A 12,063-nucleotide genomic window follows, 5' to 3' on the forward strand; every position below is an offset into this window, starting at 1 on the left:
GGTGTGACAATAGACCTATTTTTGCAGAAGGAGGCATTTCATGTACATAACGGCACGAGAACAGAAGATCATCAAATACATCATTCAGCAAAATCGTTATGTCACCATTCGTGAGATAGCCGATTCTGTTCAGGTGAGCACAAGAACCATTCATAGAGAACTAAAATCGATTAAGCCCATATTAAAGAATTATGATCTTTCACTAGATAAACAGCCGGGGAAAGGCTTGAAGGCAGTCGGTGAACAAGAGGATAAACAGCGGCTTCTTGCTCATATGTCAAATGAGGATCAAATTGAATATAGCTCTGACGAACGGAAGCTCTTAATATTATGTGCCCTGCTTGAAGCAAAGGAACCGGTGAAATTATATACACTCGCAGCCGATTTGCAGGTAACAAATGCGACCATCAGCTATGACTTAGATGAACTGACGGAGTGGATCGCTCCTTACGGTTTGCAGCTGATCCGAAAACGCGGGTATGGCATTGAATTAAAAGGACCGGAAGAAGCAAAACGAAAGATTGTCGGGAACCTCATTGTTGACCGGCTGGATATTCAATTATTTTTAGAAACAATTGAAATGAATATCAAACATCGAACGAAAGCGACGGAAAAGGTGTTTGGCGTTGTCAGCAGAGGGCAGCTGCTTAAGGTAGAAAGACTGCTCTTTCATTTGAAAAATAGACTGTCACTCTCCTTATCTGATAGTGCCTATATTGCCCTTGTCGTTCACTTAACCTATGCCATTGAACGGATTCAGCTTGGTGAAACCATTCGAATGGAAGAGGAAGAGCTGCTTGAACTAAAGCGGACGAAAGAATTTGAATCATCTCAGCGAATCGCAAGAGCACTTGAACGCATGTTTAATGTGGAGATCCCTGAAGCAGAGGTCGGATATATGACCATCCACCTGCGCAGTGCCAATCGCAGCTTTGGGGCAGAATACCGTATTGATGAGATCGAGCTGGATATAGCGATCAGAACGAAGAAGCTCATTGATTTTATTTCAAATAAAACCGGCTACCATTTAAATGAGAATGATTCATTGTATGAGGGACTCGTGTCTCATCTTGAACCTGCCATGAACCGTTTAAAGGAAAAGATGAGAATCTATAATCCGCTCACACAACAAATAAAAAAAGACTACTTTTTGCTTTTCATGGCGATTGAAGAAGGAGTCGAGCGTTTCTTTCCAGAGATTGAATTTCCAGAGGATGAAATTGCCTTTATAGTGCTTCACTTTGGCTCAGTGCTTGAAATCAAAAAAGAAGAAACAAACATTCATGCACTAGTCGTTTGTTCAAGCGGGATTGGTTCCTCCAAAATGCTCGCCTCGCGGCTAAAAAAAGAATTACCGGAGATCGCCAAATTCGATTTATCCTCCTTAATGGAGCTAAAGGAAATTGATGCATCGAGCTATGACATGATTGTATCGACTGTTCCGATCCCATATGACCATATCGATTACATCATGGTCAGTCCGCTCCTAAACGAGGATGACGCCATGCGTGTGAAAGCTCATATTAAACGGAAGATCCCTTATATGATCGAGAAAAAAAGAACAAAAGAAGCTGTTAAAGAATCTGTGCAAGAAACGGTTGATATGATGGCGGTTGCAGAGCAGGTGACGAATTATATGTCTGTGATTCGCAGCATCTTGTCCCATTTTACCATCGAAAATAGAGAGACGCTGCCGCAGCATGAGGCAACAATCAGACAGCTGCTTCGTCAGCTTGAAGAAGAAGGATCTATCACACATGCGGATGATGTAGCGAGCGGCTTACTGGAACGTGAACAGCAAGGCGGTTTAGGCATACCTGGTACCGAGTTTGCTCTTTTTCATTTAAAGCATGAATTCATCAAGGAACCAATCTTTCATATTTACGATCTTGATCAGGCATACGAGGTGAAAAGCATGGACGGCGGGCAGCAAATGATGTCACGAATGCTTATGATGCTGGCGCCGCAAAAGCTTGGCAAGGAAGGGTCTGAAATGTTTAGTCTGATCAGTTCATCCATCATCGAAAGTGAGGAAAGCATGGTGCTTTATGGACAGGGATCAAAGGAAGAGATTGAACAGAAATTGCATCAGCTGTTCTATCAATTTGTAAAAGAAGCAAAATGGTAAGAAAAAAAGCCGAGAGCTTATTCGCTTCTCGGCTTTTTGGCTGTGACACAGACAGCAAGTGTTGGACGAATTTCCTCATACTCAACAGAAAAATGGTCAAACCCCGCAAACTGTAAGTCATTCAATATGTTTTCACCCATCTCTTTTGTCCGGCTCGCATCAGCACCTTTTTCTCTTGGCTGCATCACAATGACGAGTTTTCCGCCTGGTTTCAACGTGTGATAAAGGTTGAGTAGGCCAGTCTTTGGATCATCCCAAATCGTAAAGTTGTTGACAGACAGTACTTTGTCATACTGCTCTCCGGGCAAGCGTGTTTTCTCGATTTTCCCTACATACAGCCGGACCTGTTTGTCTTTTGACCGTTTGCTGACGCGGGACTGTGCTTGCTCCTGCATGGTGGCGGAGGCATCTAGACCATCAATGTGAAGATCTTCATAATGCTTAAGCATATGTTTGATGCTGTAGCCGGGCCCATAGCCGATTTCCAAAATGTTTTCACTATCTGTCAGATCTAAGTGCTGGATGGCCCACTGATTCAATGCTTTATTTTCATTTGCCATAATGAAGCCTGCGATGCTTCCGAGCCAGCCTTTTGGTCTGCTAAAGGTTTTCGAAATGGTTGACAGCATTTGAGAACGCTCCTTTTTAATGATCATGTAACCGATTTTTCCCATCTTGAAACATGCCAATTTACAAAACGCATCTGTGCAGTTTAGGGATGTTTGAGTAAAAAAAAGAGGTGGTAATGAAAGGATACATCAACAAATCAAGGAGGAGCTTACACATGGATTTACGTGAATACTTAACAAATGGCATTCCGCGCCAAACACAGGATCAGCAGCCAGGCAGTGAAAGAGAAATGAATCCTGCGCCGATCTTTGAGGATGAATCATATCAAGGATCTGGCAAGCTCAAAGGGAAAGTCGCACTGATTACAGGCGGAGATAGTGGAATTGGACGTGCTGTATCTGTTGCCTATGCAAAAGAAGGTGCACACGTCGCCATTGTGTACTTAAATGAACATGAGGATGCAAAGGATACGCAAAAGCGCGTAGAACAGGAAGGCGTTAAATGTTTAACGATTGCAGGAGATGTCGGTGACGAAGCCTTTTGCGAGAAAGCGGTAGAAAAAACAGTTGAAGCCTTTGGGCAATTAGATATTTTAGTGAATAATGCGGCTGAACAGCATCCGAAAGAACGGATTCAAGATATTTCTAGTGAACAGCTTCACCAAACCTTTAGAACCAACTTCTATTCTTATTTTTATTTTACGAAGAAAGCACTGGATTACTTAAAACCGGGAAGTACAATTATTAATACAACATCCATTAACCCATATCGAGGCAACAAAGTGCTGATTGATTATACGGCGACAAAAGGGGCCATCAACGGCTTTACGCGTTCTATGGCACAGTCGCTTGTGAAAGATGGGATTCGGGTGAATGGTGTAGCGCCAGGTCCAATTTGGACGCCGCTCATTCCATCTACATTTGATGAGGATAGTGTGGAAAGCTTCGGGGCAGAAACCCCAATGGGAAGACCAGGACAGCCTGTAGAGCATGTCGGCTGCTATGTGCTGCTTGCTTCTGACGAATCGTCTTATATGACAGGACAAACACTTCACGTCAACGGCGGTTCCTTTATGAATACATGATCAATAGCGCCACCGCCCAGCTTTGATTGGGCGGTGTGTTTAGTATTTCTTGCGATTCTTCTGCACAGATGAGACAGACCATACGATAATGCCCACAACAACTGCCGCAATGACAAGTGAACTCAAATGGAACATCGTTTCATGATGCATGTTCAACTTCTCCCTTCATTGAGCCTGTTTTCTATAGCATCAGCCAGAAGATCTCTTTTTATGAAAAACACATTTCTTTGTTTAATGAATGGATTGTCGTGGAAACCTAAGAGTACGGATGAAATTTGAAGGAGTGAAACGATATGTCACAAGAAGAATTAAAACAAAAGGTACTCAACCTATTAGATGAACAAAAGGTCGGAACACTGGCGACCGTTGAACAGGATAAGCCGCATACCCGCTACATGACTTTTTTCCATGAAGGGCTGACATTATATACACCAACGAGCAAAGAAACACATAAAGCAGACGAAATTGAAAAAAACCCGAATGTCCATATTCTCATTGGTTATTCAGGTGAAGGATTCGGTGACACGTATGCAGAAATCGCAGGTACCGCAACATTAACCGATGATCCAGAACTGATCGACCGCCTTTGGTCTGAGGAGATGGAGAAATGGTTTAAAGGAAAAGATGATCCGAATCTAGTGATTCTGAAGATTGATCCAACCTCCATTCGTTACATGAATGAAGGAAGCCGTACGCCAGCAGAATTATCACTTTAACACTTGCGTAAGCTGGGGGTATGTGTTATAGTTTTATATTAAGTGTTGAAATAAGCAAATAAATAAAGAAAGTAAACTTTCTTTTTTCTATGACATAATGAGAAGCAATAGAGCTTCTACTTGATAAGAACGAGACGCTGTCAAAGCGAACAACTTATTCTTTTCCTTCTGCACCCGCCCCCTATAAAAGCGGAAGAGTGGAAAAAAGACGTTTTGATTTACAATTCACACTGGCACGGCTTCGGAGCCGTAAGGACGAATGAGAGGTAGGGCTTTCGTTGTCTTGTTATCCAGAACTTCCATGGCGTTTACTTTCAAACGTAGGTTCACTCGGAACACATATGACACACTGATATGATCGAATCTTAATTCATACACTCCGTAACGGAGATCACACATTGATTATTTATTTGCATGAAAAGAGCAAGGAAAAGGCTGCCATCTATTTGGCAGCCTTTTTCATTGGGTTCATTTCATGATCACTCACTTCTTCCTTTCTTCTGATAATGCCAAATCCGCCCGATAAAAAAGAACATCACTGCAAACAAAATAGAAAAGACGAACATGTCCAAGAGTGTCACGCCACTATTTGGGTGCACAATGCCAAACCAAACCCATTGCAGAACAAAAGAGATAGCAAAATAACTGATGAATGCTTTCATGATTTTCCCCATTTCACTTATTTTTTTGACCTTTTAGCCACAACATCCAAATGAAGAAGGAAGCAATGACACACGTAAGCAAAGTGATGGGCGGCAAGGTATGCCAGCTAGTCAGCCCCTTTACAAAACACATATAAAAAAAGAAAATGGAAATGGATACGAGCACCCATTGCTTGAACCAACGAGGAACACGCAGCCAAGCCGCTAGAAAGATAGAAGATAGCTTATCCAATGAGAAAAACTCCTTTTTTGAATCTGATTGGATTTTATCGCAAACAACGAAGTTTGTAAAATATGGAATTCGGAGGCTGGAATGGTATTCTTCTAGCACGAAACATTCTCGCTGCACTAACGTATAAGGTAAAGGAACCTCATGAAAGGAAGCGATCAAGTGAAAAGAATACCAGTGATTTCCCTCAGATATATTGTCTTCTTTATTCCAGCGATCATTATCAGTTTCATGGTGTGGAACCATTACCAAGATGATTTGTCGGATGGGAAAGTAACAGAGTATGACGTCAAACGAATTTTTACATTTGATGAAGGAAAACGAGTGGTGAGTGCTGTATCAAAAGACCAACAACTCCATTTTGGAATGTATGATCCTCAATCAGGAAAAAGAATCAGTGAATGGACCACGGAAAGCGATACGTTTAATGAAATGTTTCCATCCATTCAAGGTAACAATCTCTTACTTGCTTTAAAAAATAAAGAGGGGCAGCTGTTGATCGAGAAAATAACGCCAAGCGGAGAAAAGAAAGAGCTCGTTAAGCAAAATCTACTGATCCCCTCATTTTTAAAAACGAATACATATCAATGGAATGGACAGCTCGTGTTTACAGGAGAAATGGAAGGCGCCGCTGCAGTCCTCGGTGAGCTAAAGAATGGTCAGTTTCATGTGCACAATCTCAACGAGCTAAAGCTGCCAGCAAGGCCAGTCTCCATGGATGTCGTCATGAATTCCTTTAGAGGGCAGACGCCTATTCCTATATTTGAATTGACTTTGAAAAATGACCAGAAGGCATATGTTAGCGGTATCTCAAACGAGAAGCATCAGCTTGGTGTCTATGTCTCCAAAAACGCTGATCCGTTTAGCCTCATTGAAGATACAGTTGAGCAGAGGCTGCAAAAAAAGATTGGATCATCACAAAACTTTGCTGTCGCCGTAGAATCGAATTATCCAAAAAGGGCAAGGAAAGTGAATGCAGAGGGAAGGCTTGGGGAAGTCGTCCCAACACCAAAACCAATTTATCAAACCTATATCTACCAGCTTAATGAAGAAGAAGTTCTTATTGCAGGCTCTACTGCAAAGGACGAAGCAAAAGGCAAACTGACTGGATATATTTATAACCATCGCACGAATAAGGCGACGTCTGCCAGCAAGCTTTTTCAATCGTTGTCATATGAATCCTTACAAAGAGAAGAGCTCACTTTCAATAAAAATGTGAAGAGCGATTGGATCTATTATTCATTCGACAATCAATTAACGGGTGCATATGAGACGACGAGCAGCCAGCTAAAGGAATTTCCTTTGAAAAAAATCATCTCAATCGAAAACGCCAGTCCTGCTCACCAAACGTCTGTTGACACCTTTATGCAATATGTCATGAAAGGCGGGCCACTCATTCTCAACTGGGCGATATGGCTGTTTATTCCACTACTGTTATTTGTACTAGCCATCTTCCTGCCGCCGATTTTGAGACTGGTGAGAAACAACAAGATTAAAGACAGTGTCACATTAGAAGCCAATATTGTATCTGTCAAAGAAACGGGCACCTACATCAACGAACAGCCGCTTGTCAAAATGCAGCTGCAATTTCAATATGATGGGGAAAACATCGAGAAGACGGTTAAAACAGTTGTATCTTACACCCAGATACCGCAACCGGGTCAGCGTATCGTCATTCTCTATCATCAGAAGAAGAAAAAGGCAATGCTCTTAAAAGAGGGTGATTTATCGAAGCCAAGCGAGCCAAAGATCATCAAAGGCGCTGTTTTAAGAAATATAGAATCATATGAAACCGTAGGACGAGGCACTGTCTTATCGCTTACATTTGAAGCAGATCAGAAAAGGTATACCATTCCGATGATTCAAGCCGCTGGTTTTGAATTTAGAAAAGGAGAAAAAGCCGATCTCGTCGCCATCAGCGGTCAGTTGAAAATGGCAGCCTATGGCCATGAAGTGCGGAATCGATCGGGGAAAGATGTGACGTTAACAGGAACCATTCAGCGAGTGAAGCAATATCCAGTCACGATTCATGGACAAAAGCCTGTCATGCTGGATGTGACGGTTTCAAGCGGAGATCAGTCTATTACAAAAACGGTCAGCCAATTCATCCCTGATCATATGCAGGTCGCACCAGGAACTCCAATCACGATCCAGACAAAGAAAGAAGAGCTGGATAGAGAAATCGGTCTCATGCAAGAGAAACAAGGAAGTGCAAAAGTGACCCATGTCGCATTTGCTGGCGTCATCGGCAACCAGCCGCTAGCAATCATTCAGATTGAGAGAGATGGCATGCTGTATGAAGTGAAACAGCCAATCGATCCAATGACTAGTGTACTGCCAGGTGATGAATTATGGGTGGCGTATGACGAAATGACGCGTCAAGCAGCCATTGTGAAATATGCATCAATTTAAAAAAGCGTTCCTTTAACAGAACGCTTCAGCGTGTAGACAAAGGGCTAAAACGACATTCGATTTAGCCCTTTTTTGATTAAGCCTTTGTATCATACTGGCGGAGCACCTTATCATAGGCGAAGTTGCCGAAAGGAATGAACGCTGCAAAAAAACCAGCGATGGACCATTTCAAATGCCAGCGAACTTTAAAAGTCACATATGCCAAAACAAGCATATAGATGACAAACAATGCGCCATGAAGAGAGCCTACAATGGTGACTGCCATCGGAATATCCGCAAAATATTTCAGAGGCATGGCAATTAAAAGAAGGGTTAAAAGAGACATACCCTCAATAAAACCCGCCTGTCGAAGACGGCTAATACTTGTATGCATATACAAATCCTCCTGTATAAAAGCTAGTTTCTCATCTTCTAATATAAACGAAAGATCGTCTGGACATGCTAAAATCTACGAAAAATTCAAAATATGTTCATGTAATGCTTAAAAAATGGGAAAAAGGAAAAATCACTTAATCCTTGTTTGTTTCAGAGAGTACTTGCTTTAAGTGCATCACATCATGTAATAAATGATCCGTCATCGCTTGAACGGCTTCTGTGGAGCGGCGCTCTTTCATTTCAGAATAAATGGCAGCATGCTCTTTTTGAATCGTCTCAGCACGCGCTCCGCCGCTAAAATGAAAGATACGGCAAAAATGAATGAGTGCATTCACATGATTCAATTGTTTACATAAGCGGTGATTGTGACTCGCTAGAATAATTTTTTGATGAAAGGCTTCATGTAACTGGACGATTTCTTTAGATGGCAGCTGCTGCTTGATTGCTCCGTCTGCCTGCTTGAGGACCTGCTCAATATCATCCAGCTCTCTTTGCGCGGCTTCCTTGCATGCAAGCTCAACAGCTAGCGTTTCTAGGGCGATTCGAACTTGATAAAGCTCCTCGACATCTTTTTCCGTTAACGTATAGACAGAGTAGCCTGACCGATGATCAGCGATCAAGAGCTCATCTTTTTCTAAAAGCCTCATCGCCTCTCTAACCGGTGATCGGCTTACACCAAATTGTTTGGCAAGCTGTGTCTCATTGATGCGTTCCCCTGGCTGAAACTGCCCATCAAATATCATTTGCTTCAGCTGTTCATAAAATTGCATATGGTATGGTGCTGGTCTTTTCATCTCGAATGAATTCATCCCGTCATTCCCTCATTTACACATCATCTTTTGTCTCATGTTATCCAAGTTTTTCCCTCTAGGCAAGCCTGCATCGGAAAAGTCAATATCGTACAATTCAAGAGAAAAAGGGTGTGCTACACTAATGATCAGTTCAGTGAAAGAGGGGATCGACATGAAAACACAAGAAGAACGAACGGTACATTTTGATCAGGACTTGCAATTAGAGGCGTATCGCTTTCATGGCATCATGCAAAAGTTCCCGAATCATTTTCATACATACTATGTGATTGGATTTATTGAGGACGGTCAAAGACGTTTGATCTGCCAAAATGAAGAATACATCATTGAAAAGGGAGACATCCTTCTTTTCAATCCATATGACAATCACGCATGCGAGCAGATTGATCACAGGACACTAGATTATCGTTGTTTAAATATAGAAGCAGATGTCATAGAGAAAATGTTTCAGCACAAGCCACATTTTAAAGCCCCTGTGTTTTCACAAAGTGAACTGACAAAGCCATTATATGATCTTCATCAAATGATCACAGAAGAAGCTCCAGCTTTGAATAAACAGGAAACGTTTTATTTCTTTATGAAGCAGCTGATTGAAGCCTATGCTGATACATCAGAGGAAAAAGCGTCAGCAGCGCATGCCGCCGAACAGAAAGTCCAAGATGTACAGCAATATATTGAAACATACCGCACGGAAAATATTTCGTTAGACGACTTAGGAGAGCTTGTGTCTATGAACAAATACTCCCTTCTTCGTGCTTTTACAAAATACAGAGGGATCACGCCGTATCGTTATTTACAGACAGTGAGAGTGAACTATGCGAAGGAGCTTCTCGCCCAAGGAGTGAAGCCTGTAGATGCGGCAGTCTCCGCTGGTTTTTCTGATCAAAGTCACTTGAGTCATTTCTTTTCAGAATTTATTGGGCTCACCCCAGGGCAATATCAGCAAATTTTTGCAAAGCAGGTAACAGCAGATGAAAAATAAACAGCTGCTTGGTCATCTAGCGGCCATGTTCACTATTTTTCTATGGGGCTCGACCTTTATCTCAACCAAAATATTATTAACTGCTTTTTCTCCCACAGAGATATTATTTTTTCGCTTTTTTATTGGGTATCTGGCTCTGATGATGATCTATCCGGTCACCATGAAGGTGCAGCGTAAAAAGCATGAAGCGATGTTTGCGCTCGCAGGATTATGCGGTGTGGTCTTATACTATTTTTTAGAAAATGTCGCACTCACCTATACGTTCGCTTCGAATGCAGGTGTCATCAGTTCAGTTGTGCCATTCTTCTCATTTTTATTGGCTTATTTTTTATTGAAAGATGAGCCGCTGCATCGCCGATTTTTCATAGGCTTTTTTATCGCGATGACAGGAATTGTGCTGATTAGCTTTAATGGAATGACGACGTTCCAATTGAATCCACTAGGTGATGTGCTAGCATTAACGGCGACCATTGTCTGGGCCTTCTATTCTATTTTATCGAAAATGATCAACCAATATGGATACCATATCATTCAAGTGACGAGGCGTGTCTTTTTTTACGGCTTGCTTTGGATGCTTCCCCTGATCTGGCATTTTAAGATTCGTTTAGACTGGGAGCGATTGATGAACCCGTCGTTTGCCTTTCACTTGCTGTTTTTAGGCCTGTTCGCATCTGCCATTTGTTTTCTAACATGGAGCTTTTCGGTGAAAACGCTCGGTGTGGTGAAATCGAGTGTGTATATTTATGGCGTTCCTATTATTACGATGGTCATTTCAATGATCGTTCTTCATGAGAGATTGACCCTCATGTCTGTACTCGGAACGGCACTGACCTTAGGAGGACTGCTGCTTTCAGATAAAAAAGATGCGGGGAGGAAGAAACAGAAACCCTCGATGCTTTTCCAGGATAAACAGGCGCTTTGATCAAAAAAGCGTCTTTTGTCCATTGAAAGAACATGAACTCTCTAGTAAACTCAAATTTAAACGGTCGACGGTCGACCGACGATAAAGGGGGAGAAATGAATGAAGCATGTTTCAATTGCGGCGATACCAGGTGACGGGGTTGGGAAGGAAGTTGTACCTGAAGCCATACGAGTATTGAAAGCGGTGTCAGAATTACATGGCGGTTTGTCTTTTACCTTTCAGGATTTTCCGTGGAGCTGTGAATATTATTTAGAGCATAGCGAGATGATGCCAAAGGATGGATTACATCAACTGAAAACCTTTGACAGCATTTTCTTAGGGGCTGTCGGAGATGCCAATTTAGTGCCGGATCACGTATCGCTTTGGGGACTGCTTATTAAGATTAGGCGGGAATTTGAACAGGTGATAAACGTCAGACCTGCAAAACAGCTGAGCGGCATTCGCTCACCGCTTACGCAGCCAAAGGATTTCGATCTTCTAGTTGTCAGAGAAAACGGTGAAGGTGAATATAGTGAAATTGGAGGCCGTATTTATCAAGGAGAAGATCAGCTTGCTGTTCAAAATGCAGTGTTCTCAAGAAAAGGGGCAGAGCGTGCGATGCGTTTTGCCTTTCAATTAGCAGAAAAAAGACGAAAGCATGTGACGAGTGCAACCAAATCGAATGGGATCGTCCATACCATGCCTTTTTGGGATGAAGTGTTTCAAGACGTAGCAAAGGATTATCCAGAGGTGGCAGCAGACTCTCAGCACATTGATGCGCTCTCAGCCTTCTTTGTAACAAGACCAGAAAAATTCGATGTGATTGTGGCCAGTAATTTGTTTGGTGATATTTTGACGGATCTTGGGGCAGCCATTATGGGGAGTATTGGCGTGGCGCCTGCCGCCAACATCAATGTAAATGGCAAATACCCATCCATGTTTGAGCCTGTACACGGATCAGCTCCAGACATTGCGGGAAAAGGAATCGCCAACCCAATCGGTCAAATTTGGACCGCTAAACTGATGCTTGATCATTTCGGAGAAGAAGAGCTGGGTACGCACCTTCTCAGCACCATCGAATCAGTCACAGCAGACGGCTTTTTAACGGCAGACATCGGCGGCGTCTATCAAACTCAAGAAGTCACAAACGAAATCATCAAACGATTGAAGAAATAACGTATTAATTATAAATATA

11 protein-coding genes are annotated in these 12,063 nt (G+C 42.3%); 7 read left to right on the top strand and 4 right to left on the bottom strand.

Annotated elements, in window-relative coordinates; all coding sequences use genetic code 11:
* Positions 1-40: 40 nt before the first annotated feature.
* A complete protein-coding gene (locus ACP7A0_RS11230) occupies positions 41-2,128 on the top strand; it encodes a BglG family transcription antiterminator (protein ID WP_216454470.1) in 2,088 nt (695 codons plus the stop codon).
* Between the two features lie 17 nt (positions 2,129-2,145).
* On the opposite strand, the gene ACP7A0_RS11235 is transcribed toward ACP7A0_RS11230, so the two are convergent.
* A complete protein-coding gene (locus ACP7A0_RS11235) occupies positions 2,146-2,757 on the bottom strand; it encodes a class I SAM-dependent methyltransferase (RefSeq protein WP_060595568.1) in 612 nt (203 codons plus the stop codon).
* A 155-nt stretch (positions 2,758-2,912) separates the two neighbouring features.
* Here ACP7A0_RS11235 and ACP7A0_RS11240 point away from each other — a divergent pair, with 155 nt between their 5' ends.
* Together ACP7A0_RS11240 and ACP7A0_RS11245 are read left to right on the top strand one after the other, a co-directional pair.
* Complete coding sequence (locus tag ACP7A0_RS11240; RefSeq protein WP_034664026.1) at positions 2,913-3,782, top strand: SDR family oxidoreductase; 870 nt, start codon at positions 2,913-2,915, stop codon at positions 3,780-3,782.
* Positions 3,783-4,075: 293 nt separating this feature from the next.
* The gene (locus ACP7A0_RS11245) at positions 4,076-4,498 is read left to right on the top strand and encodes a pyridoxamine 5'-phosphate oxidase family protein (RefSeq protein ID WP_034664024.1); all 423 of its coding nucleotides are present in this window, start codon (positions 4,076-4,078) and stop codon (positions 4,496-4,498) included.
* Between the two features lie 479 nt (positions 4,499-4,977).
* On the opposite strand, the gene ACP7A0_RS11250 is transcribed toward ACP7A0_RS11245, so the two are convergent.
* Positions 4,978-5,160 carry a hypothetical protein gene (locus tag ACP7A0_RS11250; RefSeq protein ID WP_066031787.1) on the bottom strand — a complete coding sequence of 61 codons (183 nt, stop codon included), beginning with the start codon at positions 5,158-5,160 and terminating at the stop codon, positions 4,978-4,980.
* 391 nt (positions 5,161-5,551) lie between these two features.
* On the opposite strand from ACP7A0_RS11250, the gene ACP7A0_RS11255 reads away from it, so the two are divergent.
* Complete coding sequence (locus tag ACP7A0_RS11255) at positions 5,552-7,801, top strand: hypothetical protein (protein WP_426005153.1); 2,250 nt, start codon at positions 5,552-5,554, stop codon at positions 7,799-7,801.
* A gap of 76 nt (positions 7,802-7,877) precedes the next feature.
* Here the strand turns inward: ACP7A0_RS11255 and ACP7A0_RS11260 are convergent, their stop codons facing one another.
* Both ACP7A0_RS11260 and ACP7A0_RS11265 read right to left on the bottom strand, forming a co-directional pair.
* Positions 7,878-8,174, bottom strand: a complete 297-nt coding sequence (locus ACP7A0_RS11260; RefSeq protein ID WP_034664017.1) for a DUF3817 domain-containing protein — start codon at positions 8,172-8,174, stop codon at positions 7,878-7,880.
* A gap of 136 nt (positions 8,175-8,310) precedes the next feature.
* Positions 8,311-8,985 carry a GntR family transcriptional regulator gene (locus ACP7A0_RS11265; RefSeq protein WP_060595571.1) on the bottom strand — a complete coding sequence of 225 codons (675 nt, stop codon included), beginning with the start codon at positions 8,983-8,985 and terminating at the stop codon, positions 8,311-8,313.
* Between the two features lie 154 nt (positions 8,986-9,139).
* On the opposite strand from ACP7A0_RS11265, the gene ACP7A0_RS11270 reads away from it, so the two are divergent.
* The 3 genes from ACP7A0_RS11270 to ACP7A0_RS11280 all read left to right on the top strand — a co-directional run bounded on the left by ACP7A0_RS11270 (position 9,140) and on the right by ACP7A0_RS11280 (position 12,044).
* Entirely contained in the window at positions 9,140-9,967 is an 828-nt protein-coding gene (locus tag ACP7A0_RS11270; protein ID WP_106039311.1) for a helix-turn-helix domain-containing protein, read from the top strand.
* The gene (locus tag ACP7A0_RS11275) at positions 9,957-10,889 is read left to right on the top strand and encodes a DMT family transporter (protein WP_426005156.1); all 933 of its coding nucleotides are present in this window, start codon (positions 9,957-9,959) and stop codon (positions 10,887-10,889) included. The genes ACP7A0_RS11270 and ACP7A0_RS11275 overlap by 11 nt, the downstream gene beginning before the upstream one ends.
* 99 nt (positions 10,890-10,988) lie before the next feature.
* Positions 10,989-12,044: a tartrate dehydrogenase gene (locus ACP7A0_RS11280; RefSeq protein WP_426005158.1), complete on the top strand. Its 1,056-nt coding sequence runs from the start codon at positions 10,989-10,991 to the stop codon at positions 12,042-12,044.
* Positions 12,045-12,063: the final 19 nt, after the last annotated feature.

Source organism: Bacillus sp. DWP3-1, assembly GCF_049896565.1.
Classification (GTDB): domain Bacteria; phylum Bacillota; class Bacilli; order Bacillales; family Bacillaceae; genus Bacillus.